The sequence below is a fragment of the Arthrobacter sp. 01T425 genome (assembly GCF_056398725.1).
Genome location: NZ_JBFTPY010000001.1, coordinates 497,551 through 522,757, shown reverse-complemented (window position 1 = coordinate 522,757; position 25,207 = coordinate 497,551). Strand labels below are relative to the sequence as shown.

The following is a 25,207-nucleotide window of genomic DNA, read 5'->3' as shown; positions in this document are numbered from 1 at the left end:
AAACATGTCCTCACACCCCGGGCCGGAATCACCGTCCGAACGTTACCGCGCCAGCGTCGAGCGGGCTGCTGAAGCCAAGACCTATCTGGGCGGGTTCATCCGCTCGCTCGAATTTGAACTCGATGACTTCCAGCGCGAAGCATGCCTGTCCCTGCAGGCCGGCCGGGGCGTGCTGGTGGCCGCCCCCACCGGCGCCGGGAAGACGATCGTGGGGGAGTTCGCCATCTATCTGGCCCTCCAGCGTGGGCTCAAGGCGTTTTACACCACCCCCATCAAAGCCCTGAGCAACCAGAAGTACTCCGAACTGGCCGCCAAGTACGGCGCCGCCCAGGTGGGCCTGCTCACCGGAGATACCAGCATCAACGGCGACGCCCCGGTGGTGGTGATGACCACCGAAGTGCTCCGCAACATGCTCTACGCGGATTCGGACACCCTGGATGATCTCGGCTTCGTGGTCATGGACGAAGTCCACTACCTCGCCGACCGCTTCCGCGGCGCTGTGTGGGAGGAAGTCATTATCCATCTGCCCAGCGAGGTCCAGGTGGCGTCCCTGAGTGCCACGGTCTCCAACGCCGAGGAGTTCGGTGCGTGGCTCGACACCGTCCGCGGGCAGACCGATGTGATCGTCTCCGAGCACCGCCCGGTGCCGCTGTGGCAGCACGTCATGGTGGGCCGGAAGATCGTGGACCTGTTTGCCGGCGACACGAGCTTTGACGAGATCGCCCTGCCTGGTGGGGCAACTGCCAGTGGGACAAGTGCCAGGGGGGCAACTGCCAGTGAGACAACTGCCAGTGAGGCGTCCGCCGACGCCGTAGCCGAGGCTGTTGTCGGGGGCCCGGCGGCCGCCGTCACCTCGGAAGCGCCCGGGCGGGCCGGCTTCGAGGTCAACCCGGAACTGCTGTCCATGGCCCGGGCCGAGAGCCAGATGAATTTCCGTGGCCGCTTCGGCCACGGCGGCCGGAACCAGCGCCGGCAGCAACGCAGCCAGCGGGACGAACCGCAGGGAGCCCAGCGCAGCCCGGTGCGGAAAGCCAGCCGGCCGCAGGTCATCGCCAGCCTGGACCGGCAGGACCTCCTGCCGGCCATCACCTTCATCTTCTCGCGCGCCGGCTGCGATGCCGCCGTGGCCCAGTGTGTCGCGGCCGGACTCTGGCTGACCAGCGAAGCCGAACAGCAGATCATCGCCCGGCGCGTCGACGAGGCGGCCCAGGACATCCCCTCGGATGACCTCGATGTGCTCGGCTTCTGGAGCTGGCGGGACGGCCTGCTCCGCGGGCTCGCCGCGCACCACGCCGGCATGCTGCCGACCTTCAAGGAGGTTGTGGAGAAGCTGTTCGTCGACGGGCTGGTCAAGGCCGTCTTCGCCACCGAAACACTGGCCCTGGGCGTGAATATGCCGGCCCGCTGCGTCGTGCTCGAAAAGCTGGACAAGTTCAATGGCGAGGCCCATGTCAACATCACGGCGGGTGAGTACACCCAGCTGACGGGCCGCGCCGGCCGCCGCGGCATCGACGTCGAGGGCCACGCCGTCGTGCTGTGGCAGCCCGGAACGGATCCGGCCGCCGTCGCCGGCCTGGCCTCACGCCGGACCTACCCGCTGAACTCCAGCTTCCGGCCCACGTACAACATGTCGATCAACCTTTTGGCGCAGTTCGGCCGGCCGCGCGCCCGGGAGATCCTCGAATCATCCTTTGCCCAGTTCCAGGCGGACCGATCCGTGGTGGGACTGGCCCGGCAGGTCAGGAGCCGGGAAGAATCCATTGCCGGGTTCAGCAAGGCCATGACCTGCCACCTGGGCGACTTCACCGAATACGCGCGGCTGCGGCGGGCCCTGGGCGATGCCGAAACCATGGCCTCCCGGAGCACGTCCCGGGCCAGGAAGTCCTTGACCGAGGACTCCCTGAGCAGGCTGCTCCCGGGCGACGTGGTGGATGTTCCGGCCGGGAAGTCGCCCGGGCTCGCGGTGGTGCTCAGCTCCGACCACGAATCCCGCGAGCCCCGCCCCGCCGTCATGACGCTGGACAACCAGCTCCGCCGGATTGGCCTGCACGACGTCGAGGGTCCGTTGTCGCCGATCACGCGGATCAGGATTCCCAAGACCTTCAACGCCAAGGTTCCCAAATCCCGCCGCGACTTGGCCTCCTCGGTGCGCAACGCCATCCGCGAGCACCGGCCGCCGGCGCCGCCGCGCCGCGACGACGACTTCGGCCGGGCCTCCGCTGCGCCCAACCAGGAGAAGCGGATCGCCGAGCTGCGCCGGGAACTGCGCGCCCACCCGTGCCACGGCTGCAGCGAACGCGAGGACCATGCCCGGTGGTCCGAACGCTGGTGGAAACTCCGCCAGGAAACGGACGGGCTCATCCGCCAGATCCAGGGCCGGACCAACACCATCGCCAAGACGTTCGACCGTGTGTGCGGCGTCCTGACGGGCTACGGCTACCTGGAAACCTCGGACACGGGCGCGCTGTCCATTAGCCCGGACGGGCAACGCCTGCGGCGGATCTACGGCGAAAAGGACCTGCTGATTTCGCAGTCGCTGCGGATGGGGGCCTTCAACGACCTCGACGCCGCCGAGATCGCCGCGCTGGCCAGTGTGCTCGTCTACCAGGCCAAGCGTGAGGACCGCGGCCTGCGGCCCAAGATGCCGAGCGTGTCCCTGGAATCCGCGGTAGACACCGTGGTCCGCGAATGGTCCGCGCTGGAGGACGTCGAGGAAGCCAACAAGCTGCCCCTCACTGGCGAGCCCGAGCTCGGCCTCGTGTGGCCGATCTTCAAATGGGCCAAGGGCCGGCACCTCCAGGACGTGCTGAGCGGCACCGACCTGGCCGCTGGCGACTTTGTCCGCTGGGTCAAACAGGTGATCGACCTCCTGGACCAGCTCGCCGACATCCCGAACCTCGACCCCCGGATTGCGCGGCTGTGCGCGGAGGCCATCAAGCTCGTCAAACGCGGCGTCGTCGCCTATTCCTCCGTGGCCTAGGGCGCGGGCCGGACCGGCCCGCTCCCTGCACCACTCGCTGGGCCGCTGCCGCGGCCTCCCAGATTTTCGAACCCGCCGGCGCTCGGCCGGCCCCAGCAACAAGGAGTTCCCGCCCCATGACCGATTCGCCGGCCGCCCCCGCCCCCCGCAACGTCACGCTGTACCGCAACGGCTCGGTCTACACAGCTGCCGATCCCTTTGCGACTGCGATGCTGGTCGACGGCGACACCGTCGCCTGGGTTGGTTCCGAGCAGGCGGCCACGTCCATCGCCGATTCCTCCATGGAGGTGATCGATCTGCAGGGCGCGCTCCTGGCACCCGGCTTCGTCGACTCGCACATCCACCTGACGGAAACCGGAATCGCGCTGGAGGGCCTCCAGCTGGCCGGGGTGCGCTCCTCCGCTGAACTGCTCGACGCCGTCGCCGCCGCCTCCGCCTCCAGCGCGGACGGTCCCGTCCTGGGCCACGGCTGGGACGAGACCACCTGGGCCGATCCCGCCCTGCCCTCCCGGGACGAAATCGAACGCGCGGCCGGCGGCCGCCAGGTCTACCTGTCCCGAGTGGATGTCCACTCGGCCCTGGTATCGAACTCCCTGGCCGCATCGGCCGGACTGGACGGGCTCGACGGCGGCGGCGCCGGAAGCCAGGTCAAACGCGACGCCCACACAGCGGCCCGTCTGGCGGCCCGCCGGCTGCCGGCGGACGCCCTGCGCGCGTACCAGCAGCGCGCCCTCGCCGAGGCTGCGGCCAACGGCTACGTGGCCCTCGCCGAGATGGCCGCGCCGCATATCGGAAGCATCGAGGACCTGCGGCTCGCGGCGGCCTGGAACAGCACCTCCGGCGGAGGACCGACCGGGGTGGACGGCGTGGCAGCGCCGGAGATCCTGCCGTACTGGGGCGAGCTCGCCGGATCCGCGGAACATGCCCAGTCCATCCTGGACGAATTGGGCCTGCCTGTACTGGGCCTGGCCGGTGACCTGAACATCGACGGCTCGATCGGCTCACGGACCGCCGCCCTGCGGGAGGATTACACCGACGCGCCCGGAGAGCGCGGCAACCTGTACCTCTCCGTGGCCGAGGCAGCCGCCCACCTCGCGGCGTGCTCCCTCCTGGGGATCCAGGCGGGTTTCCACGTGATCGGCGACGCCGGCCTGGACGCGGCCCTCGACGCCCTCGACCTCGCCGCGGCTGAGGTGGGGGAGCAGCGCGTCCGTGCCGCGGGGCACCGGTTCGAGCACGTCGAACTCGCGGATGCTGCGGCCATCGGCCGGCTGGCCCGCTATTCGGTCAGCGTCAGCGCGCAGCCGGTCTTCGACGCCCTGTGGGGTGGCGGGGACGGCCTGTACCAGCGGCGCCTCGGCTCCCGCCGGCTGGGAATGAATGCCTTTGGCAGCCTCTACGCGGCCGGTGTGCCGATCTGCTTCGGCAGCGACAGCCCGGTGACGCCGCTCCGGCCGTGGTCCAGCGTGCGCGCGTGCCTGCAGCACACCAATCCCGCCGAACAGATCTCCGCCCGCGCCGCGTTCCTCGGCCACACGCGGGCCGGCTGGCGGGCAGCCCGCTACCCCAACCCCATGGCCGGGCAACTGGTACCGGGCGCTCCGGCCAGCTTTGCGGTCTGGGAGGTCGAGGAGCTCATGGTCCAGGTCGCCGACGGGCGCGTGCAGTCGTGGAGCACCGACCCGCGCGCCCGCACCCCGCTGCTGCCGGCGCTGGACACCGGCAGCGATCCTGCCTGCCTCCTGACGGTACGGGACGGCCAGGAACTCTATGCCAGCGGCGCCCTCCACGCCTGACCACCTGGCGCCTGATCCGGCCCGTCATCCAGCGCACGGAGCGGAAACATTTCCACCCGCGACCCCGCCCTGACCTGCACCGACAGACGAAACGGCAGGTCACGGCTCGGTTGACAGATCGGCCCGCCCCCGTAGCATTGAGGGGCAACGGAGGGTTGCGTACCGCGCAGACTCCGGCTGTCCCCGGTCCTTCCCAGGTTGCCGCACCCGCGGGAGCTGTACTTGGTCATGACCACGGGCACCCCCAGGGGGCGGGTCTACTTCGCAGCAGAAAACGGTTCCGGCGCCGCAATTCGTGGCCTGCCGGAACTGGCCCGAAGCGGGTGGACCTGCCCGGGCGGCCGCACGGCCGCCTCGCGGGCGCCCCACGGGCGCGCAACTCCCTATAATGGGAAGTTGCGCCTGAATATCCGGAACCATCGACTTTCGGCGCACCGACCGCTCCCTTCAAGGAAAGGCCTCGCTGTGCGTGTCCTCACCATCATCCCGACCTATAACGAGCTGGAATCGTTGCCCAAGACCCTCGGTCGCCTGCGCACAGCCGTGCCCGCCTCCGACGTGCTGGTTGTCGACGACAACAGCCCTGACGGCACGGGGCAGCTGGCGGACCGCATGGCCGCAGAAGACGGACAGGTCCACGTCCTGCACCGCGCCGGAAAGGCCGGCCTGGGAGCGGCGTACATCGCGGGCTTCAAGTGGGGCCTGGACGCCGGCTACGACATCCTCGTGGAGATGGACGCTGACGGCTCGCACCAGCCCGAGCAGCTGCCGCAGCTGATTGAGGCCGTGGAGCAGGGCGCGGACCTCGCCATGGGCTCCCGCTGGGTTCCCGGCGGCCGTGTGGTCAACTGGCCGCTCTACCGCCAGGCCATCAGCCGCGTCGGCAGCACGTACGCGCGGATCATGCTCGGAGTGAAGATCAAGGACGTCACCGGCGGCTTCCGCGCCTTCCGGCGGACCACCCTGGAGAAGCTGAACCTGGATGCGGTCGACTCGGTAGGCTATGGCTTCCAGGTGGATCTGGCCTGGCGCGTGGCCAAGCTCGGCCTGACCATCGTGGAACGGCCCATTACCTTCGTGGAGCGCGAGCTCGGCGCTTCGAAGATGAGCGGCAACATCGTCGTCGAAGCCATGATCAACGTCACCAAATGGGGACTCACGGCCCGCTGGAACAAGCTCCGGGGCAAGCAGGACAGCAGGCAGAACGCCTGAGGCGTGTCTCCCGGTCCGGGCATCGCCTGGGTATAGGGTCGGGCGGTATGGCGCTGCGACTTGTTCAGGTGAATTTCAAGGCTCGGGATGACTCAACGCTCGGCCGGTTTTGGGCGGAGGCACTCGGCTGGGGCGTGTCCAGCGAGGGACCCGGTGTGACCAATGTTGAACCCCCGGGTTTCGTCTGGCCGGACCCCGCCGCCGTCTGCATCGATGTCGTCACCGTCCCGGACCCCGAGACGGTGAGGTACCGGGCACGCCTCGATCTCGCCACCACCTCTGCGGCCCACCAGGCGGAGCTGGTCGCTCATCTCTTGGGGCTCGGCGCGACGCCCGCCGACGTCGGCCAGAGTGCTGAGCCCTGGACGGTTCTGGCCGACCCGGAGGGCAACCTGTTCCGCGTGCTGGAGCCCCGCCCGATCTACCAGGACACCGGGCCGCTCGCCGCGGTGGTGGTCAGCTGTGCAGACCCGCGGGCCATGGCCGGGTTCTGGGGCGGGGCGACGGACTGGACCCTGCACGAGGTGGGCGACGATTATGCGAGACTGCGTTCGGCCCAGGGTGTCGGGCCGTACCTTGAGTTCCTTCGCACGCCCGGTGTGCAGACCGTGTGGGGCCGTGTCCATCTCGACCTGATGCCGTACCCGGGTGATGATCAAGCGGCGGAGGTGGCCCGGCTGCGGGCTCTGGGCGCCACTGACGCCGACGTCGGCCAAGGCGATGTGCCCTGGGTCTGCCTCGCCGACTCGGAGGGCAACGAGTTCTGCGTCCTCACCCCCGGCTGACGCAGAATCCCGGCTCCTGTGCGCGTCCAGACGGTGCAGCCGCAGGAGGCGCAGGGGAGGCGCAGAGCATGGAGGCGCAGGAACAGAAAAAGGGCCGGGCCCGCATCATTCGATGCGGGCCCGGCCCTTGCCGTAGCCGGTGCGCTGGGGGACTAGGCCGAGCGGCGTTCGCCGCGGCGTTCGCGCAGGATGGTGAGGCGATCTTCGAGGATCTGCTCAAGCTCGGGAAGCGAGCGGCGCTCCAGCAGCATGTCCCAGTGCGTGCGCACTGCCTTCTCGTTGCTGTTGACGGGGCGTTCGCCGTCCACCAGCAACGCCTCCTTGCCCGTTTTCGAAACCCAAACCGGGGGGATCTCGGCTTCCGAGGAGAATGTCACGAACACCTGCTCGCCATCCTCGCAACGGTATTCAACCCGCTGGCGCGGAGCCGGTTCGACGCCGGATTCGGTCTCCATGCTCTGTGCGCCAAGGCGCATACCCCGCAGGCTGCGATCGCTCATCTTTTCTCCCTCTATTCGGTTCGCAGGGTCAAGCCCTGCGTTGTCCGGGGACCGTCAGGCGCCGGACTTCTGGTTGCACCGCGCTGTACCGTACCTGGCCCGGTGTGGCCGGGCCAGATGACAGTCACCAGTGGACAAAACTCTTTGGAACGTCATTGGAATCAACGCTGTGCGGAGCGTTTTTGTTCCGGACGGCTGAACTGACCGGACAAATATTCAAGTATACGGGAGTGGTGCGGGCGCGGTAAAGCGAGTAGCCCCGCGGCGTGAACTGCGTATCCTGTACCCGACCGGGCCGGCCTTAAGCTGGCTGGCCCCCGCAGCCGGGCCGAAACGGCCGGTCTGCGGGGGCCAGGACGGAACTATCCGATCCGAGAGACTCAGTGCGGGAGCAGGCTCAGGTCCGGTTCCCTTGGCCGTCGGCTGCGGCGGGCGGTGAGTACGGTGCCACGTCCGGCGTTGAGGCCGTCTGCTCCTGCACCGCGCCTGCACCCAGTACGCTGCCGATCCCTTTGAGCGCCTCGCCAACCTCGCTGGGAATGATCCACAGCTTGTTCGAGGATCCCTCGGCAATCTTCGGGAGGGTCTGGAGGTACTGGTAAGCCAGCAGTTTCTGGTCCGGGTTGCCCTTGTGGATCGCGTCGAAGACCTTCTGGATGGCCTGCGCCTCGCCGTCGGCCCGCAGGATGGCCGCCTTCGCGTCGCCTTCGGCCTTCAGGATGGAGGACTGGCGCTGGCCTTCCGCGGTGAGGATCGCGGACTGCTTGGTGCCCTCGGCCGTCAGGATGGCGGCGCGGCGGTCACGTTCGGCCCGCATCTGCTTTTCCATCGAGTCCTGGATCGAGTGGGGCGGATCGATCGCCTTGAGCTCGACCCGGGAGACCCGGATGCCCCAGCGACCGGTCGCCTCGTCCAGGACGCCGCGGAGCTGGCCGTTGATCTGGTCGCGCGAGGTCAGCGCTTCCTCCAGGTTGAGGCCGCCAACCACGTTGCGCAGAGTGGTGGTGGTCAGCTGTTCCACTGCCTGGATGTAGTTGGCGATTTCGTAGGTGGCGGCCCGGGCGTCCGTGACCTGGAAATAGACCACAGTGTCGATCGAGACCACCAGGTTGTCCTCGGTGATGACCGGCTGCGGCGGGAAGGACACCACCTGCTCCCGCAGGTCGAGCAATGGCAGCAGGCGGTCCACAAACGGGATCAGCAGGGTAAGTCCGGGATTCAGGGTGCGTTGGTATTTACCCAGCCGTTCAACGACGCCGGCACGGGCCTGTGGAATGATCCGGACCGACCGGACCAGCACAATAATTACAAACACAATTAGTACCAGCAGCACAATTGCGACTGCGATATTCATACATCACCTATTCCCCAGTTGTTTTGTTTTAGTCTCGCGCCGGCAGCGCCGCACCGGCCGGACAGCAGTGCCCGCCGGACAGCGCCCCTTATTGGACGGCGGATTCCGGTTGCGGAGCCACGATCGCGGTGGCCCCTTCGATGGCACTGACCACAGCCTGCTGTCCGGGCGCCAGCACTCCCGATTCGGACCGCGCACTCCAGACGTCCCCGCCAATCTTGACGAGCCCGCCGTTTTCGCTCACAGCCTCCATGACGACGGCGGATTCGCCGATGAGGCGTTCAATGTTGGTGCGCTGATCCGCCGGTCCCCGGTGGAGATGCTTGAGGGCCACCGGCCGGACGAAGCCGATCATGAGCAGGGACACGACGCAGAAGGCGATGATCTGCAGCCACGGATCGGCTCCGGCGAAGTCCGCCACAAGCCCGGCGAGGGCGCCGCCGCCGAGCATGATGAAGAACAGATCGAGTGTGATCATCTCGACCACGGCAAACAGGAGAAAGAGCGTGAGCCACAACGCCCACCAATTCTCGATCAGCCATTCAGACATCAATTCCCCCTAGAGTTCCGGGAGCTGCAGGCACAGGTCCCCAGTAACTGTGATTCCATCCTAAGCGGAAAGGCAATAGCTGGGACCGGCGGTAGGGAATTGATGGCCAAAGTGGCCAAGTCGTTATTTCGCGGGTCGATTCCCCGGCCTGGCTTTCCGCCCCCGTCCCCTCCTGGGGGTGGTTTCAGGGCGTACCTGACGGCGCCTGCGAAGCGGCGGGAGCGGGAATGGTCAGCGGATGGGTTGAAAGACGCTGATCCGGAAGCGGGCCGAGACGGAGGTCCGCTCCGGAAGCGCGGCCTCGAGGGCTACCAGTGCGGCGCGGTCCAGGTGGTGGCCGGCCGGTCCCATGTAGGCCAGGTTGGCGACGTCGCGCGGGCCAAGGTTCAATGCCAGGTCCAGATCAGATGCTGCGACGGGCGCGAAGTGCTGGCCCAGGGACGCGGCGAGCCGCTCGTCTTTGGCCGGCTCGATCCCCAGCATCCCGGCCGGCCCGGCAACCTCCGCCAGGTGGCCGGGCCGCGGTGTGACCACGACAAGGCGGCCGCCGGGGCGGAGGACCCGGGCGAACTCGGGCGCGTTGCGCGGCGCAAAGACCACGGTGACGACGTCGACGGCGTTCTCCGCGACCGGCAACGGCTGCCAGACGTCCCCGACGACGTTCAAAGCCTCGGGGTTCAGCCTGGCTGCGCGACGCAGGGCGAACTTGGAAATGTCCAGGCCGATTGCCGCGGCCGGACAACTGTCCGCGGCCCGGTCCAGCACGGCCCTGAGGTAGTGGCCGGTGCCCGTTCCGGCGTCGAGCACGAGGGGCCGGCCGGCGGGGGCCTCCCGGAGCGCCGGTGTGGCGAGCCCGGCCACGGCATCGGCCAGCGGCTGGTAATGCCCCGCGGAGAGGAAGTCGAAGCGGGCCGCCACCATTTCTGCGCTGTCGGCTTCAAAAACCGTCCCCTTGCCGACCAGGAAGTTGAAGTAGCCCTGTCTGGCCGCGTCAAAGCTGTGGCCGGCCCCGCACACCAGGGTGCGGGCGCCGCCAGTGAAACGGAGGCCCTGGCGGCACACCGGGCACAGGAGGGGGAGATCGGCGGCGGGCATAGCTTTCATCCTATGCGCGGACCCCGGCCCGCCGCGCGGACGGGACATTGGCTACAGGGGCGCCGGGCACCGGGCACGCCGCGGCGTGCCTCGCCGCACCGGCGCAACGTGAGGTGTTTCACAGCGGGCACGCCACGGGCTAGGCTCGCAATCGTGAAATCTGAACATCTTCCGCTGCTCAATTCCGTGTCCGCCCCTGCCGTGAACCCCGACGGTTCCCGCGCCGTGGTCTCCGTGCTCCGCCCGGACTTCGATGCCGATGCCTACGTGGGCCAGCTGTGGACCGTGCCCCTGGGCCAGGACCCGACCCACCCGGACTTCAACGACCCGGACCAGAGGCCACGCCGGCTGACCCGGGGCTTCCGTGACACAGCACCGGACTTTTCACCTGACGGCCGTGCCCTTGGCTTCCTGCGTGCGGCAGCGGACGGAAAGCCGCAGCTGTTCGTGGTGGAAGCCGCCGGCGGCGAACCCCAGCTGTTGACGGCGGCCCCACTGGGGGTCAGCTCCTTCACGTGGTCGCCTGATTCCCGCAGTATTCTCTTCAGCGCCAGGACGCCTGACGAGGGCCGGTATGGCAGCATCGACGGCGTGAGTGCGGGCAGCGAGGACGCCCGGCTGATCACGGATTTCCAGTACCGGATGAACGGTGTTGGCTACACCGCTGACAAGCCGCTTCAGCTGTTCATCCTCGAGGTCCCGCAGCTTGACGCCGAACCGAAGGTGGCGCCGGCCGGACGCGCCCTGAAGGCCCTCGGCACCGCGGCCGATCCCGCGGAGAATGCTGCCGGGCTGCTGCCGGCCGCCAAACAACTCACCACCGCACCAGCGGACCACAACGGCGCCGGCTTCAGCGCCGACGGCGGCACCATCTACTTCACCGCAGCCCTGCACGATGGGCGGGATACTGACCTCGTCAGCGGAATCTACGCGCTGCCTGTTGCCGGAGGGCAGCCGCAGGCTGTGGTGCCGGCCAACGCCGGACGGCAGAGCATCAGCGCCGTGCGCCAATCCGCCGATGGGCTGTGGCTCTTCTTCCTGGCCCAGGACCTGGGCGCATCCGGGCTGGACTTCGTGGCCAGGAACACCGTCCTCTATGCGATGCCTGCCGACGGCGGACACGCCACGGCGCTCAGCGATGCCGAGGCGCTGGACCTGTCCGGCGGCAGCCGGCTGGAGCTGCGCGGCGGCGCGGGCGCCCTGGTGCTGAACAATGCGCGGGGAACCGTGGAGCTGCACGAATTCGTTGCGACGGGCGGCCACACCGTCCTCCTGGAAGGCAACCGGGTGGTGACCGGCGCCGCGGAGGGTGGCGGAACGCTCGTGGTGAGTTTCAGCGATTCGACGACGGCCGGTGATGTTGCCGTGCTCGAGCGCGGGCAGGTGCGCCGCCTGACGGACTTTTCCGCCCAGCTGCGGAGCGTGGCGGGGATCAGCGAGCCGCAGGAACTGACATTGGCCTCGGCCGACGGGTACCCGGTCCATGGCTGGCTCGTGAAGCCGGCGGGCCCGGGACCCCACCCGGTGCTGCTGAACATCCATGGCGGCCCGTTTGCCCAGTTCGGGGTGGCGTTGTTCGACGAAGCGCAGGTCTATGCAGCGGCCGGTTACGCCGTGCTGATGTGCAATCCGCGGGGTTCGGCCGGTTACGGCCAGGCACATGGCCGGTCCATCAAGGAGCGGATGGGAACCGTGGACATGCAGGACGTCCTGGCGTTCCTGGACGGGGCTGTGGGGAAGTTCGAGGATCTGGACGCCGCCAATGTCGGCATCATGGGCGGATCCTACGGCGGCTACCTGACGGCGTGGACCATCAGCCACGACCACCGTTTCCGGGCCGCCATAGTCGAGCGTGGTTTCCTGGACCCCGTGAGCTTCACCGGTTCGTCCGACATCGGCTGGTTCTTCGGTGGCGAATACACCGGCCCGGCGGCGGAGCAAATGGCGGCCCAGAGTCCCATGGCGCGCGTGCAGCACGTAAGGACGCCGTCGCTGGTGATCCACAGCGAGGAGGACCTCCGGTGTCCCGTGGAGCAGGGCCAGCGGTACTTCACCGCCCTCAAGCAACAGGGCGTCGAGACCGGATTCCTGGTCTTCCCCGGCGAGAACCATGAGCTGTCCCGCTCCGGCACGCCGCACCACCGGAAGCAGCGGTTCGATGAAATCCTGAAGTGGTGGGCCCGCTACCTGCCGTCCGCGTCGAATCCGGCGCCGCAGCCCTAGCCCTGGCCCTGGCCCTGGCTCGCAGGCTTAGTCCGCGGCCGGGTCCGGCAGGAACCCGAGTTCCTGCCGGGCGCGGCTGATGTCCGGCTGGGCCCAGCGGGCGGAGTATTCGGCATTGTTGCTGATGGAGCGCAGCTCGGCCCGGTCCAGGAAGAGGATCCCTTGGAGGTGGTCGGTTTCATGCTGGACAATCCGGGCCTGCCAGCCGGAGAAAGTCTGCTGGAGTTTCGTGCCGTCCGGCGCCGTGAAATCGAGCTGGACTGATTCCGGCCGCACGACCGCCGCCTGCAGGCCGCCAATGGAGAGGCAGCCTTCGTAGAACGCCGCGGACTTCGCGCCCAGGGGACGATAGCCCGGGTTCAGCATGGCAAAGAACGGCAGCGCCTCCCGCCCGCGGACGGCAGCGACGTCGGGATCGACGTCGAACTGGTCCTCCAGGACAGCGATCTGCAGCGGAATCCCCAGCTGCGGGGCCGCCAGGCCCACGCCTGGGGCCTTGTGCATCACGCTGCGCATGAGGTCGATGAGGTGGCCGAGGTCGGCATCAGTCAACTGGCCATCGTACGGCGCCGCCACGTGCCGGAGCACCGGGTGTCCGGCCTGGACAATCGGCGGGAGGATGCCGGCGCTCAGGATCTCCTGGACGGTCTCGCTTATCCGGGCGGCGCTGTAGTCAGTGGGCCTGGCGTCATAGGGCATGCCCCCACACTACTGGCGCCCGCACGCCTTTGTAACAAAGTCGTAGATGCGGGCGCGAAGTTGGCTGCCGGCGTCGATCTTCACAATTCCCTCGCGGCCCGCCACCCTGACCTGCAGGGGAAGGAGTGTGCCCACCTTGTCTTCGGCCACTGCATGGGGATCGCAGCGGGAGGGCCTGATGCCGAGGCGCACTTGGGCCGGGGTCCCGCCGGCGCGGACCGTCACCGACCGGGGCCACGGGGCTTGTGAGGCCTCCGCCAGCAGCGTGGTTTCCTCGATCCGGTCTATCACCAGTTCACCGGCGCCGGCGGCGGCGCGCGGTTGCAGCAGCAGACGCACGACGGCGGTCTGACCGTCCGCGGCGACCTCGAGCTCGGGATCCAGCGCGATCGTGGCGACGGCCGAGGCTTCCCGGGCCAGGCACAGCTCCGAATTGTTCCGCGCCAGGACGCCGAACGGGTCTGTTGCCGGGGCCATGGCCGGGACCGGCACGGCACCTTCCGGCGTGGCCAGCCGCAGGGATACGTGGGCGTCGCCCGCAGCCCCGGAGGTGGCTCCCGGTCCGGCCGGGTTGCCGCAATCCGGGGCGGGCAACGGCGCCGGCAGGCTCTTGGGCTGTCCGGGCGGAAGCTCGATCCCGCCGGTGCGGGCGGACCAGATGATCGGGGCGGCGAAGAGAGGGCTGGTCAGTTCCGCGCCGAGGACCGTCAGGGCATGGCCGGTGGTGTTCGTGAGCTGGATTTCGATGATCTGCTTGCTGTAGTTGTCGCGGAACTGGCTGATTTCCGCGGTCACGGGGCCTGTGGGGATCGGGGTCGCCGACGCCGTCGCGCTTGCCGGGGAGGCGGTGCCGCCGGCCGTTCCGTAGCTGCAAGACGCTGCCGCGCCGAGCAGCAGCGTGGCGGCCGCTGCCCGCAACGCCCAATACGATGCGGCGCCGCGCATCCCGGGAAGTCCGTCCATGCGCACAGTCTATTCCGGGGCAAACCCGTGCCAATGCGCTGCCTAGTGCATCGTGAAACGGCGGGCGATCAGGGAATTCACCGGCGGAACTGCGGCGACGCCTGCGATGCCACGGTTCCGCAGCGCCAGGAGACGGTCCGTGAGGGGCCGGCCGAGGGCCATGTTGATTTCCGCCTGGCGTGCGGCTCTCGCCGCCGCCCGCAACCGGGTCCGCTCAAAGCTCCGGAGGCGATCCGCGACATCCTGGCCGCGCACGGCCGCCGAGACGATCGGTGCCAGCGCCGCCGCGTCCAGCCAGCCGAGGTTCATGCCCTGCCCGCCGATGGGGCTCACCTCGTGGGCCGCATCCCCGATCATCACCACCCGGCCGGCCACCATCCGGGGGGCCAGGCGCGTGCGGACGCCGAAGCGGCTGAGCATGCTGTTGGTCCCGGCGTCGATGGCGAGTCCCGTCCGTTCGCGCACGCAGCCCGTGAGCCACCGGGCGTCGGCGCCGGGTCCTCCGGCATCAGGTCCGCCGGGCGGGGAGCCGCCGGGCGGGGAATCGCCGGCCGGGGAGTCGCCGGTACCGAGCCGGACCACCCAGCGGCGGAGCTGGCCGGGCAAGGGGAACGACTCCACGATGCCGGCGCCGGAGAGGAACAGTGCCGCGTCCGGACCGAACCCCGTCCCGTCCGCGAAGTCACCCATCAGGTAACTGTCCGGGTACTCTTTCACGCGCACGTCGACGCCCTGCAGCGCCCGCACCGTGGAACGCACGCCGTCGGCAGCAATGACCAGCGGCGCCGAATAGCGCAGGGTGCCACTTCCGGAGTCGGCTTCCACGCTGACCCGGCCGCCGTCGTCGGACAGCCCGGTGAGGCGGACGCCGCGGTGCAGGGCGCCGTCGCCGAGCTCGTTGACCCGCCGTTCCAGGTGCGCCTCAGTGCGGGCCTGGGGCAGGGACAGGACGAACGGAAAGCGGTCCGACACGCCGGCAAAAGACATCCGGGCGAGGCATTTTCCGCCGGCCAGTGCCATTCCTCGGCGGATCTGGACCCCCTCGGCAATCATGGCCTCGGCAACTCCGGTTCCCGCGAGCGCGGCCAGCGCCGGCGGATGGATGCCGATGGCGCGCGACTGCGGCTCCGGTGCGCCCCGCTGTTCCAGCACCTGCACATCCACGCCGTCCTGCAGCAGCAGCGCGGCCATGAACAGCCCCACCGGACCGGCACCGATGATCAGAACCTCAGCCACTGGCACCGGGCCCTGACTGGTTGGCGCCGCCGGGAGTGCCGTGCAGCAGCAGGTTCCGGAAGGGGGCGTGGCGGGCGACGGTCCAGCCCGGGGGAGCGGCGGCGGCCAGCTCCGCGGCGGTGTAGCTTCGGCGGATCGAGGTCAGCCCGTCCTGCCGGATGTAGGAGCCGGTGAGCACCCAGGAGCCGGCAGAGAACAGCGCGTAGGCGGCGGGGCTGCGGCGGATGTCGTTGTGGACCACTGTGCCGCGGGACAACCGGGCCGACTCGGCGAGAAACGCTTCCAGCCCGTCAAGGTGGTGCAGGACATGGTTGGATACCACGAGGTCGTACCGGTTGCCCTCTTCGAGCAGCTCCGCGCTGGCCGCCTGGCGGAACGTCACGTCCGCCGTCGCGTGGCGGGCGCGGGCGAACAGGATCGCCCGCGGATCCGGGTCAATGGCGGTGACCTCGAGACGCAGTCCGTCCCGGGCCGCCCACCGGGCCAACAGCACGGAAACGTCGCCCCCGCCGCACCCGATATCCAGCAAGGACGTGGCGGAAGCGGTGGACAGCCGGGGCCTGATCCGGGACCGGTAGATGCCGCGCCAGCCGGCGACGGCACGGTTGACAAGCGCAAACTGGGCATACGTGCGCTCCAGGAGGCCGGGGTCGCAGCCCGGCAGGTCCATTTCCTCGACGGCGTCGGATGCGCGGTCCCGCAGGAGGGCCGCCCGAAGGTGTTCCCTGCCCCGCTTCGCGCTGAACGGTTTCAGCGTGGCCGCTTTCAGACCCGCACCGCTACGGACTGTGCTGGTTCCGCCGTTGGCTCCTGCCGCGGAGCTGCGGCGGTCCGCGTGGCCGCCACCCGGGTGAAGAGCGCCGTCTCGACCGTCAGGCCCGGGCCGAAGGCCATGGAGCAGATCCGTTCCGCGCCCGGGCCGGCCCCGGCGTCGTCTGCTGCATCGTCCGCTGCCGGCAGTTCGAGGATGTGCTTGAGGACGAACAGGACGGTGGCGCTGCTCATGTTGCCGAAGTTTCGGAGAGTTTCGCGGGCCGGGACCAGCTGCTCGTCGCTGAGCTCCAGCCTGGACTGGACCTTGTCCAGAATGCTCCGGCCGCCCGGGTGGATGCCCCAGTGCTCGATCTCCCGGTAGGGGAGCCCCTTCAGCGAGCCGTCGCGGGACAGGAGCGGTTCCAGCGCGCCAATGATGTGATCATCGATGATGTGCGGGACATAGTTGCCCAGCACCATCTCGAAGCCCTCGTCACCGATGTTCCAGGCCATCGAGTCCTCCCCGACGGGCGTCAGGACGGTTTCGAAGTGGTCCAGCCGCAGCAGGGGCGTTTCCACGGGGATGTCCCGCGCTGTGATGATGGCCGCGGCAGCGCCGTCGGCGAACAACGCCGACCCCATGATGGTGTCCGGATCATTGGAGGTCCGGACGTGAAGGGAACAGAGTTCGGCGCAGACCACCAGCACCGTCGCCTCCGGATCCGCCTCGCAAAAGGACTTCGCCGCCCGCATCGCCGGGAAGGCTGCATAGCAGCCCATAAAGCCGAGGTGGTACCGCTGGACAGCCGGATTCAGGCCGAGGGCCCGGACAATCTTGTAGTCCGGGCCGGGATTGAAGAATCCGGTGCAGGAAACCGTGATCAGGTGGGTGATGTCCCGCTCCTCGACGCCCGGGCAGGCATCGAGGGCTTTTTGGGCTGCTTCAATGAAAAGCTTGGTCGCTTCCGTGGCGAAAATGCCGTTCCGGGTCTTGGTGCTGGGGCTGAGCACCAGGCCGGTGGCGGGGTCGAAGAACTGGGGGTTTTCCGCCTGGCTGTCCGCGGTGAGTTCCTCCACCGCCGTGTGCCGGGTGTCGATGGCTGCGGAGTCAAAGCACGTGTTGACGAGCCGGGACCCGAGCCGAGTGAGGCCCGGCTGGGCGGCGAACACGGCCCTGGCCTCGGGCTGGACCAGGATGGTTGGCGGGACTGCAGTTTCCAGAGACCTCAGGTAGACCGTCATGGTTCATTCTCAGCGAGCTTGCCGCCAAAGACAATGGAACGGCCGGAGATTCAGGAACACCTCCGGGCTGGACAACTCCGGCACGACGTAGAACGATCGCACTTGTGACCAGCAAACCCGACCGGGCGCAGCGCTTGCGCGACCTCGCGCTGTTACGCCGCGTCCGCGACCGAATGGACCGGGAATACGCACAGCCGCTGGATGTCGAGGCCCTCGCCCGTGGCGCCCACATGTCCGCGGGGCACCTCAGCCGCGAGTTCCGCCTGGCGTACGGCGAGTCGCCGTACAGCTATCTCATGACACGGCGCATTGAACGCGCGATGGCCCTGCTGCGCCGCGGCGACCTGAGCGTCACCGAGGTCTGCTTTACGGTCGGTTGCTCGTCGCTGGGCACCTTCAGCACCCGCTTCACCGAACTGGTTGGCGTGCCGCCCAGCGTCTACCGGCGCGAGGCAGCCAGGGCAACCGCAGGGATGCCCTCATGCGTCGCGAAACAGGTCACCAGACCGGTCAGGAATCGAGAAGTCCCGGCCCCCGAACCGCAACTAGCATGAAGTCCATGGACATCAACATTCACGCGAGTTTCCTCCCACACAACGATCCCGACGCCGCCCTGGCCTTCTACCGGGACACCCTCGGCTTCGAGGTCCGCAACGACGTCGGCTACGGCGGGATGCGCTGGATCACGGTCGGCCCGGCCGGCCAGCCGGACACATCCATCGTCCTGGAACCGCCCGCCGCCGATCCCGGCGTCACCGACGAAGAGCGCGGCACCATCGACGAGATGATGGCCAAGGGCACCTATGCGCGCATCCTCCTGGCCACCAAGGACGTCGACGCCACCTTCGAACGGCTGCAGGCCAGCGGCGCCGAGGTGGTCCAGGAACCGACAGAGCAGGCCTACGGGGTGCGCGACTGCGCCTTCCGCGATCCCGCGGGCAACCTGATCCGCATCCAGCAGCCGATCTAAGGTGCCCGCCGGCCACCGCCGGACCAGCCGCCAGCTGGTTAGATAGAGCCAGTCGACGACGACGGGGACGCTTGGGGCTGCCCCGCCCAACAGATGGAGACACGATGAGCATTGCCACGAGCACGGACACGCAGCCGCCCGCGCTGCATGAAGCGGACAGCCACGACCTGATCCGCGTGCAGGGCGCACGGGAGAACAACCTCAAGGACATCAGCGTCGAGATCCCGAAGCGCCGCTTGACGGTGTTCACCGGCGTGTCCGGCTCGGGCAAGAGCTCGCTGGTTTTCGCCACCATCGCCGCCGAGTCGCAGCGGATGATCAACGAGACCTATAGCGCGTTTGTGCAGGGCTTCATGCCCAACCTGGCGCGGCCCGAGGTGGACCACCTGGAGGGGCTGACGACGGCGATCATCGTTGACCAGGAGCGGATGGGCGCCAACCCCCGATCCACCGTCGGCACCGCCACCGACGCGAACGCCATGCTCCGGATCCTCTTCAGCCGCCTGGGCATGCCCCGCATCGGGCCACCCACTGCCTTCTCCTTCAACGTCCCGACGCGCAAGGCGAGCGGGGTGATGAGTACCGAGAAAGCCGGCGGCCGGGTCGAGCGGAGCGTGGTGCGCGATGTGGTCTACCTGGGCGGCATGTGCGCACGCTGCGAGGGGATGGGCTCGGTTTCGGACTTCGACCTCACGGCGTTGTACGACGACAGCAAATCGCTCAGCGAGGGTGCCCTGACGATCCCCGGCTACAGCATGGACGGCTGGTACGGCCGGATCTTCAGCGGCGCCGGCTTCGACATGGACAAGCCGATCGCGAAGTTCACCAAGAAGGAAATGCACGACCTCCTCTACAAGGAGCCCACCAAGATCAAGGTCGAGGGCATCAATCTGACCTACGAGGGCGTGATCCCGAAGATCCAGAAGTCGATGCTCTCCAAGGACGTCGACGCCATGCAGCCGCACATCCGGGCCTTCGTGGAACGCGCCATCACGTTCCAGGCCTGCCCCGAGTGCGACGGCACCCGGCTGAGCCCGGAGGCCAGGTCCGCGAAGATCCAGGGCAAGAACATCGCGGACCTCTGCGAGATGCAGATCAGCGACCTCGCCGCATGGATCCGCGAGCTTGACGCCCCTTCCGTCGCACCCCTGCTGAAAGGCCTGCAGCACCTGCTCGACTCGTTCGCCGAAATCGGGCTGGGTTACCTCTCGCTGGACCGGCCGGCGGGCACCCTGTCCGGCGGCGAGGCCCAGCGCACCAAAATGATCCGGCACCTGGGCTCGTCCCTTACCGACATCACCTACGTCTTTGACGAGCCGACGATCGGCCTGCACCCGCATGACATCGAACGGATGAACCAGCTGCTGCTGCAGCTGCGGGACAAGGGCAACACCGTGCTCGTCGTCGAGCACAAACCGGAGACCATCGCCATCGCCGACCACGTCATTGACCTTGGCCCCGGCGCGGGTACGGCGGGCGGCAGCGTGTGCTTCGAGGGAACCGTGGAGGGCCTGCGGGCGAGCGACACCATCACCGGGCGGCACCTCGACGACCGGGCCAGGTTGAAGGACTCCGTGCGTACCCCGTCCGGCACGCTCGAGGTGCGGGGCGCCTCGACGCACAACCTCAAGGACGTGGACGTCGACGTCCCGCTCGGCGTGCTCTGCGTCGTCACGGGTGTTGCAGGTTCGGGCAAGAGCTCGCTGATCGACGGCTCGGTGGACGGCCGGGCCGGTGTGGTGGTGATTGACCAGGGCGCCATCAAGGGTTCGCGGCGCAGCAACCCTGCGACGTACACGGGCCTCCTCGAGCCGATCCGCAAGGCGTTCGCGAAGGCCAACGGCGTGAAGCCGGCGCTGTTCAGCTCCAATTCGGAGGGTGCCTGCCCCACCTGTAACGGCGCGGGTGTCATCTTCACCGAGCTCGGTGTCATGGCCACGGTCGAATCCACCTGTGAGGACTGCGAGGGCCGCCGGTACCAGGCGGCAGTTCTGGAGTACACGTTGGGTGGCCGGAATATTGCCGAGGTGCTGGCCATGTCGATGACCGAAGCCGCGGTGTTCTTCAGCGAAGGGGAGGCCCGCACCCCGGCGGCCCACAAGATCCTCGACCGGCTCGTCGACGTCGGGCTGGGCTACCTCACCCTGGGCCAGCCGCTCACCACGCTGTCCGGTGGCGAGCGGCAGCGCGTCAAGCTCGCCACCCAGATGGCGGAGAAGGGTGATGTCTACGTCCTCGACGAGCCCACCACCGGCCTGCATCTCGCCGACGTCCAGAACCTGTTGGGACTCCTGGACCGGCTCGTCGACTCCGGCAAATCGGTCATCGTCATCGAGCACCACCAGGCGGTCATGGCGCACGCCGACTGGATCATCGACCTTGGTCCCGGCGCCGGGCACGACGGCGGCCGGATCGTTTTCGAGGGCACGCCCGGCAGCCTTGTGGCCGCCCGCTCCACCCTCACCGGCGAGCACCTCGCGGCTTACGTCGGTTCAGTGGCTGAAAACAGCATCAAGTGAACGAATGCGGTGAATCGGGGGACTAATCTGGGGGCGTGGCAAGCATTCGAGACGCTCAAAAGCAGATGACCCGCCGGCTTTTCCTCGACAAGGGGCTGGAGCTTTTCGAGGAGAAAGGGTTCGCCGCCACCACGGTGGATGACATCTCCGCTGCCGTGGGCACCACCAGGGCAACCTTCTATTCGCATTTTCCGTCCAAAGCCCAGCTCATGCGCTCGCTCGTCGAGCGGTCCAACGAGATGCTGACGGAGGCCGATGTCCCGCCGCTGCATTCGGTGGTGGAGTCCGGAGACCGCGAGCTGATCAGGGTCTGGCTGGCCCGGAAATTTGACCAGTGGGCCGACATCCGCCCCTATGTTGTGGCGGCTCACCAGGCCGCGGCCAGCGAACCGGACATCCAGGCGGCTTTGGACCAGTGGTTCGACACGGCGATCGACGACATGCAGGCGGGCCTCGACAGCGCCGGGCGTTTTGCCCCGGCCAGCCGCCGGGTCCGCTGCGCGCTGGCCTTCGGCGAGCTGGAGTTCTTTTCCCGGCGCTGGATGCGGCTCGGCTGGACCGTGGACCGCGATACTTCACTGGATCTGATGGTCGAGAACTGGTGCTTCCTGCTGGCTGAGTGAGCTGACAACACCAGGGCGCAGCCTGTTGGCTGCGCCCTGGTGTTGTCAGCTGCCGCATGGCATCAGCGCGCCTGGACGACCGCCGGCTGGCCCCCCGCCGGTTGGCGGGAGGTGAACGGCAGGACCAGCCTGGACTGGTGGGCGGCGTCGCGGTAGATCTTGTGGGTGACGGGCCGACCCACCGGCAGATGGAAGGCATCCGGCGGCAGCAGCGCGTTGTGCTCGTCGGCCAGCGGCTCGCCGTTCGAAAGCTCTGCGATGAGCTTGTGGCCCGGCTTGAAAGTGTTCGCGAACGGATAGAGGCGCAGGACGTACTCCTCGATCGTCCCCGGCTCCACCGGCACACTGCGGGTGTGCGGGTGGAGCGGGTTGCCCTCGGTGCTGCGGTCGTCAAGTTCGCGGTGCGAGGCCTTCAGGTATCCGCTGGTGATCAGCTGGCGCGCGCCGGTGGGCGCGTAATCCCACAGGCGGAGGATGAAGTTGGTGTCCGGCTGGTCGATCTCGGCGAAGATGTGCGCGGCGCCGGTGCCGATCATCTCCGTGTCCTCCTCGAAGACAGGGGTGGACCAGCTGATGATCTCCACCTTGTCGGTCACTGTCAGCGGCGCCTGGTAGAAGCCGTCCGGGGCGGCGTACTCCGCGCCCATCAGCTCGGGCTCGGTCGACAGTTTGTGCCGCGGGCGCAGATAGAGGGACTTGTACTCGACGTCCTTCGGCGGCCACGCCTCCGCAGTTACCAGCTCACGCGAGCCCTCCACGAAGACGCTCACGGCCGGCTCGTCCATGACGCCGTTGTCGATGCCCTTGATCCAGTAGTCGTACCACCGGAACATCTTGTCGTGTTCTTCGATGAAGGGACGCGACTGCATCGGCGGGTACGGGCCGATGTCCAGCTTCTTGGGGCCCTTCAGCTCCTTGAACAGCTCAATCGTGCCGTCCATCGTCCAGCCGCGGCCCTGGTCGATCTGCAGGTAGACCGGGATGTCGATGTTCGGGGCCAGCGTGATGGGGTTGCGCTCCTCGTACCAGTCCCCGTCGAGCTCGTTCATCACAATGTCGAACCAGGCCTCGTGGTTCTTCGGGTAGTTCAGGACATGGACCAGGTTCGGCCAGGCGGCCACGTCCGGGTCCGCAAGACGCGTGGCAACCAGCTTCGTCAATTCCCCGGGGGAGTACTTCTCGATCATGCGGGACTTGACGTTGTCCGTGAACGCCCAGCCGGAATCGCCGCCGCGGCCCTCGCGGGCGGCACGGGGCATGAACCACATGATGCCGCCATGGTAGGTGGTCTCGTAGAAGTCGTAGTGGCCGCCGGAGACAAAGATCGCCTTCAGGTGCGGCGGCCGCTCGGCCGCTGCCAGCACCTGCATGGAGCCGAAATAGGAGATGCCGACCATGCCGACGTTGCCGTCGCACCACGGCTGCGCGGCGACCCACTCGATGAAGTCGTAGGCGTCCTGGCCAAGCGACACGCCACCGGCGTTGTAATTGCCGATATGTTCGCCGCCGGAGTGACCCGAGCCGCGCAGGTCGCCAATGACGTGAACGTAGTCCTCCTTGACGATGCGGGCGATGTCGCCGGCCTCGATGCAGCCGTCCCACATCGGGCTGGGGCGCCGCTGTGGCGGGGTTGTGAGGGCCAGCGCCTGCAGTTCTTTGCCGTAGGGGCTCAGGGCTACGAGGGCGGGGCGCGGTTTGTCCCCGGTACCGTGATAGGCGTCCGCGGCGAGCTCGACGCCGTCCCGCATCGGGACCCGGAGGTCCTTGCGGACGGCGATTTTCTCCGCGCCGGCATCCAACATCTTCAGGTCATCCATGGGTGCGAAGCTCCTCATCTTTGGTCAGGCGGTCAAAGGCCGTGCGGTAGCCGTGGAGCGTCGTGAAGAACGGGGACGGCTCGAGGCTGGGGTCGCCCGCGTAGCCGAGTTCTGCAGCGACGCGGGCGAAGGGCGAGTATGGCGAGTCCGTCTCCTGGAGGCCGTCGCGAAGGTACCGGCGGGCGGCGTCGTCGATTCGGGTCTCGAGGTCCAGGCTTCCCTGCAGGGCATTCCGGGCCGCCTCACGGTCCAGTTCAACGCCGTACGGCACGCCGTCAGCACCCCGGTACGGGTGGCCCAGGTACAGGTGTTGCGGGCGGACGTCGTCGCGCAGGTACCGCAGACTTGAGCGGTAGGCGGCCGGATCCTCGTAGCCGGGGAAGCCGTTGGCCGCTCCGTGGATCTGCACGGCGTCGCCGACGAAGACCGACTGCTGCCCGTCCACGACGTAGGCGACGGACCCGGCCGTGTGGCCGGGGATGTGGTGGACCGAGACGGTGACGTCCCCGCCCAGGGCGAGGGTCTCGCCGCCCCTAACCAGCATGGTCGGCTCCATCTCGCCGGAGATGACGTGGTTCGCGGCTTTCGTCTGCTCCTCGATGGCATTCGGATTGTCGATGTACTGCTGGCGCACGTCCACGTACTGGTCGACGTGCGCGCGCCGGGAGCGCAGCAGAGGCGCGTCGGCCTCGTGGATCACGACCTTCGCGCGCCGTCCGGTGAGCTCCCATAGGGCGTGCGCACCGCCGAGGTGGTCGATGTGGCCGTGGGTCAGCAGGATCCAGCGCACGTCCTCGATCCGGCGGCCGATCGCCTCCAGTGCCGGGACCATGCCTTCGGCAGGCGAGGACGCGATCCCGGTGTCGACGATGGCGGGCTCGGGAGCGTCGATGAAGAAGCTGTAGAGTCCGAACCGGCCCCACGGCGAGACCAGGGGATGAACAGCGACTGGCCCCGTCATTGCCCGGCCCCCGCGTTCAGGAAGTCGCCTGCTTCCTCGAAGGCCCGGTAGAACTCCGGGATCCAGGAAAAGTTCTGGACGAAGCCGTGGTTGGCCCCCGGGTAGCGGCTGACGGCCGCCACGACGCCGGCCTCCGCCAGTCGCTGGCCGTAAAGTTCGCCCTCATCGCGCAGGGGGTCGTGCTCGGCGGTGATGATGAGCGCCGCCGGCAGGCCTGTGAGGTCATCGCGCTTGATGGGGGAGACGAGCGGGTCCGCCGGGTCCGCCCCGCTCTCCAGGTAAAAGGAGTTGAACGGCTTGAGGCCCGCCGTCTCCAGCCCGAATCCTTCGGCGTTCTCCCGCAGCGAGGCGTAGCGGTCGACGTCGAAGTCCAGGTCCAGGGACGGGTAGAAGAGGACCTGATGCGTGATCCGGTCGAACCCGTCGTCGTGGGCCATCGCTGCGACGGCAGCGACGAAGTTGCCGCCCGAACTGTCGCCGGCGATGGCAAGGTTCTTGCCGTCCCAGCCCAGGCTCGTACCCTGCTCGGCGGCCCACCGGACCACCCCGTAGCAGTCGTCGAGGCCGGCAGGGAAAGCAGCCTCGGGCGCCAGGCGGTAGCCGACAGAGATGACCTTATGACCTGTCTCCTTGGCCAGGGCCCGGGCAACGTGGTCGTGCGTGTCCAGGCTGCCGAGGAAGAATGCCCCGCCGTGGAGGTACACCAGAAGCCCATGAGCGTCGGCCCCGGCCGGCGTGTAGATCCGCACGGGCACCTCGCCCGATGGCGTCACTGCGGTGGCGTCCTCGACGCAGTGCAGCGGCAGACGGTCCTCCAATGCGGGAACCTGCGCGGCCTCGCCGGCGCGCATGGCCCCCGGGTTCAGCGGCGAGCCGTCGGGCGCCGGCAGGGTGCTGAGGATCTTGGCAATTTCGGGATGGATGGTCAT

The 25,207-nt window shown here is 68.3% G+C and carries 21 protein-coding genes; 9 read left to right on the top strand and 12 right to left on the bottom strand.

The window, feature by feature from the left end; all coding sequences use genetic code 11:
- The first annotated feature begins 4 nt into the window (after positions 1 to 4).
- From AC1DNG_RS02555 to AC1DNG_RS02540, 4 genes are all read left to right on the top strand, one after another.
- Complete coding sequence (locus tag AC1DNG_RS02555) at positions 5 to 2,980, top strand: DEAD/DEAH box helicase (protein ID WP_476870798.1); 2,976 nt, start codon at positions 5 to 7, stop codon at positions 2,978 to 2,980.
- Between the two features lie 116 nt (positions 2,981 to 3,096).
- Positions 3,097 to 4,776 (top strand): amidohydrolase, encoded by a 1,680-nt coding sequence (locus tag AC1DNG_RS02550; protein ID WP_476886550.1) that lies wholly within the window; start codon positions 3,097 to 3,099, stop codon positions 4,774 to 4,776.
- Between the two features lie 465 nt (positions 4,777 to 5,241).
- Positions 5,242 to 5,988 carry a polyprenol monophosphomannose synthase gene (locus AC1DNG_RS02545; protein ID WP_223916354.1) on the top strand — a complete coding sequence of 249 codons (747 nt, stop codon included), beginning with the start codon at positions 5,242 to 5,244 and terminating at the stop codon, positions 5,986 to 5,988.
- Between the two features lie 47 nt (positions 5,989 to 6,035).
- Entirely contained in the window at positions 6,036 to 6,773 is a 738-nt protein-coding gene (locus AC1DNG_RS02540) for a VOC family protein (RefSeq protein WP_476886549.1), read from the top strand.
- Positions 6,774 to 6,925: 152 nt separating this feature from the next.
- On the opposite strand, the gene AC1DNG_RS02535 is transcribed toward AC1DNG_RS02540, so the two are convergent.
- The 4 genes from AC1DNG_RS02535 to AC1DNG_RS02520 all read right to left on the bottom strand — a co-directional run bounded on the left by AC1DNG_RS02535 (position 6,926) and on the right by AC1DNG_RS02520 (position 10,272).
- Complete coding sequence (locus AC1DNG_RS02535; RefSeq protein WP_026266329.1) at positions 6,926 to 7,273, bottom strand: RNA polymerase-binding protein RbpA; 348 nt, start codon at positions 7,271 to 7,273, stop codon at positions 6,926 to 6,928.
- 397 nt (positions 7,274 to 7,670) lie between these two features.
- Positions 7,671 to 8,627 (bottom strand): SPFH domain-containing protein, encoded by a 957-nt coding sequence (locus AC1DNG_RS02530; RefSeq protein WP_476850909.1) that lies wholly within the window; start codon positions 8,625 to 8,627, stop codon positions 7,671 to 7,673.
- An 88-nt stretch (positions 8,628 to 8,715) separates the two neighbouring features.
- Complete coding sequence (locus tag AC1DNG_RS02525; RefSeq protein ID WP_028276336.1) at positions 8,716 to 9,177, bottom strand: NfeD family protein; 462 nt, start codon at positions 9,175 to 9,177, stop codon at positions 8,716 to 8,718.
- Between the two features lie 231 nt (positions 9,178 to 9,408).
- Complete coding sequence (locus AC1DNG_RS02520; RefSeq protein WP_476850908.1) at positions 9,409 to 10,272, bottom strand: methyltransferase domain-containing protein; 864 nt, start codon at positions 10,270 to 10,272, stop codon at positions 9,409 to 9,411.
- 153 nt (positions 10,273 to 10,425) lie between these two features.
- Between AC1DNG_RS02520 and AC1DNG_RS02515 the strand changes: the two genes are divergently transcribed.
- Positions 10,426 to 12,495, top strand: coding sequence for a S9 family peptidase (locus AC1DNG_RS02515; RefSeq protein ID WP_476886548.1), 2,070 nt, complete (start codon positions 10,426 to 10,428; stop codon positions 12,493 to 12,495).
- Between the two features lie 27 nt (positions 12,496 to 12,522).
- On the opposite strand, the gene AC1DNG_RS02510 is transcribed toward AC1DNG_RS02515, so the two are convergent.
- The 5 genes from AC1DNG_RS02510 to AC1DNG_RS02490 all read right to left on the bottom strand — a co-directional run bounded on the left by AC1DNG_RS02510 (position 12,523) and on the right by AC1DNG_RS02490 (position 17,388).
- Positions 12,523 to 13,194, bottom strand: coding sequence for a peptide deformylase (locus AC1DNG_RS02510; protein WP_476850906.1), 672 nt, complete (start codon positions 13,192 to 13,194; stop codon positions 12,523 to 12,525).
- A gap of 9 nt (positions 13,195 to 13,203) precedes the next feature.
- Positions 13,204 to 14,157, bottom strand: coding sequence for a hypothetical protein (locus AC1DNG_RS02505; RefSeq protein ID WP_476886547.1), 954 nt, complete (start codon positions 14,155 to 14,157; stop codon positions 13,204 to 13,206).
- Positions 14,158 to 14,199: 42 nt separating this feature from the next.
- Positions 14,200 to 15,393: an FAD-dependent oxidoreductase gene (locus AC1DNG_RS02500; RefSeq protein ID WP_476886546.1), complete on the bottom strand. Its 1,194-nt coding sequence runs from the start codon at positions 15,391 to 15,393 to the stop codon at positions 14,200 to 14,202.
- Entirely contained in the window at positions 15,386 to 16,096 is a 711-nt protein-coding gene (locus tag AC1DNG_RS02495; RefSeq protein ID WP_476886669.1) for a class I SAM-dependent methyltransferase, read from the bottom strand. Before AC1DNG_RS02495 ends, AC1DNG_RS02500 begins: the two co-directional genes overlap by 8 nt.
- A 62-nt stretch (positions 16,097 to 16,158) precedes the next feature.
- A complete protein-coding gene (locus AC1DNG_RS02490; protein WP_476886545.1) occupies positions 16,159 to 17,388 on the bottom strand; it encodes a type III polyketide synthase in 1,230 nt (409 codons plus the stop codon).
- Between the two features lie 104 nt (positions 17,389 to 17,492).
- Here AC1DNG_RS02490 and AC1DNG_RS02485 point away from each other — a divergent pair, with 104 nt between their 5' ends.
- From AC1DNG_RS02485 to AC1DNG_RS02470, 4 genes are all read left to right on the top strand, one after another.
- On the top strand, positions 17,493 to 17,942 hold the full coding sequence (locus AC1DNG_RS02485) for a helix-turn-helix transcriptional regulator (protein WP_223916339.1): 450 nt from the start codon (positions 17,493 to 17,495) through the stop codon (positions 17,940 to 17,942).
- Positions 17,939 to 18,358 (top strand): VOC family protein, encoded by a 420-nt coding sequence (locus tag AC1DNG_RS02480; protein ID WP_223916337.1) that lies wholly within the window; start codon positions 17,939 to 17,941, stop codon positions 18,356 to 18,358. Before AC1DNG_RS02485 ends, AC1DNG_RS02480 begins: the two co-directional genes overlap by 4 nt.
- Before the next feature lie 104 nt (positions 18,359 to 18,462).
- Complete coding sequence (locus tag AC1DNG_RS02475) at positions 18,463 to 20,877, top strand: ATP-binding cassette domain-containing protein (RefSeq protein ID WP_476886544.1); 2,415 nt, start codon at positions 18,463 to 18,465, stop codon at positions 20,875 to 20,877.
- A gap of 35 nt (positions 20,878 to 20,912) precedes the next feature.
- A complete protein-coding gene (locus AC1DNG_RS02470) occupies positions 20,913 to 21,500 on the top strand; it encodes a TetR/AcrR family transcriptional regulator (RefSeq protein ID WP_476858548.1) in 588 nt (195 codons plus the stop codon).
- 62 nt (positions 21,501 to 21,562) lie between these two features.
- Here the strand turns inward: AC1DNG_RS02470 and AC1DNG_RS02465 are convergent, their stop codons facing one another.
- The 3 genes from AC1DNG_RS02465 to AC1DNG_RS02455 are packed head-to-tail and all read right to left on the bottom strand — an operon-like array spanning position 21,563 to position 25,207.
- Entirely contained in the window at positions 21,563 to 23,317 is a 1,755-nt protein-coding gene (locus AC1DNG_RS02465) for a CocE/NonD family hydrolase (RefSeq protein WP_476858547.1), read from the bottom strand.
- The gene (locus AC1DNG_RS02460; RefSeq protein ID WP_476858546.1) at positions 23,310 to 24,278 is read right to left on the bottom strand and encodes an MBL fold metallo-hydrolase; all 969 of its coding nucleotides are present in this window, start codon (positions 24,276 to 24,278) and stop codon (positions 23,310 to 23,312) included. Before AC1DNG_RS02460 ends, AC1DNG_RS02465 begins: the two co-directional genes overlap by 8 nt.
- Positions 24,275 to 25,207 carry an alpha/beta hydrolase gene (locus tag AC1DNG_RS02455; RefSeq protein WP_476850897.1) on the bottom strand — a complete coding sequence of 311 codons (933 nt, stop codon included), beginning with the start codon at positions 25,205 to 25,207 and terminating at the stop codon, positions 24,275 to 24,277. The genes AC1DNG_RS02460 and AC1DNG_RS02455 overlap by 4 nt, the downstream gene beginning before the upstream one ends.

Excerpts from the sequence above, each read along its gene's own strand:
- AC1DNG_RS02555 (WP_476870798.1), top strand. The coding sequence starts at position 5 with ATGTCCTCACACCCCGGGCCGGAATCACCGTCCGAACGTTACCGCGCC.
- AC1DNG_RS02550 (WP_476886550.1), top strand. The coding sequence starts at position 3,097 with ATGACCGATTCGCCGGCCGCCCCCGCCCCCCGCAACGTCACGCTGTAC.
- AC1DNG_RS02540 (WP_476886549.1), top strand. The coding sequence starts at position 6,036 with ATGGCGCTGCGACTTGTTCAGGTGAATTTCAAGGCTCGGGATGACTCA.
- AC1DNG_RS02535 (WP_026266329.1), bottom strand. The coding sequence starts at position 7,273 with ATGAGCGATCGCAGCCTGCGGGGTATGCGCCTTGGCGCACAGAGCATG.
- AC1DNG_RS02530 (WP_476850909.1), bottom strand. The coding sequence starts at position 8,627 with ATGAATATCGCAGTCGCAATTGTGCTGCTGGTACTAATTGTGTTTGTA.
- AC1DNG_RS02525 (WP_028276336.1), bottom strand. The coding sequence starts at position 9,177 with ATGTCTGAATGGCTGATCGAGAATTGGTGGGCGTTGTGGCTCACGCTC.
- AC1DNG_RS02520 (WP_476850908.1), bottom strand. The coding sequence starts at position 10,272 with ATGCCCGCCGCCGATCTCCCCCTCCTGTGCCCGGTGTGCCGCCAGGGC.
- AC1DNG_RS02510 (WP_476850906.1), bottom strand. The coding sequence starts at position 13,194 with ATGCCCTATGACGCCAGGCCCACTGACTACAGCGCCGCCCGGATAAGC.
- AC1DNG_RS02505 (WP_476886547.1), bottom strand. The coding sequence starts at position 14,157 with ATGGACGGACTTCCCGGGATGCGCGGCGCCGCATCGTATTGGGCGTTG.
- AC1DNG_RS02490 (WP_476886545.1), bottom strand. The coding sequence starts at position 17,388 with ATGACGGTCTACCTGAGGTCTCTGGAAACTGCAGTCCCGCCAACCATC.
- AC1DNG_RS02480 (WP_223916337.1), top strand. The coding sequence starts at position 17,939 with ATGAAGTCCATGGACATCAACATTCACGCGAGTTTCCTCCCACACAAC.
- AC1DNG_RS02475 (WP_476886544.1), top strand. The coding sequence starts at position 18,463 with ATGAGCATTGCCACGAGCACGGACACGCAGCCGCCCGCGCTGCATGAA.
- AC1DNG_RS02465 (WP_476858547.1), bottom strand. The coding sequence starts at position 23,317 with ATGGATGACCTGAAGATGTTGGATGCCGGCGCGGAGAAAATCGCCGTC.
- AC1DNG_RS02460 (WP_476858546.1), bottom strand. The coding sequence starts at position 24,278 with ATGACGGGGCCAGTCGCTGTTCATCCCCTGGTCTCGCCGTGGGGCCGG.
- AC1DNG_RS02455 (WP_476850897.1), bottom strand. The coding sequence starts at position 25,207 with ATGACCATCCATCCCGAAATTGCCAAGATCCTCAGCACCCTGCCGGCG.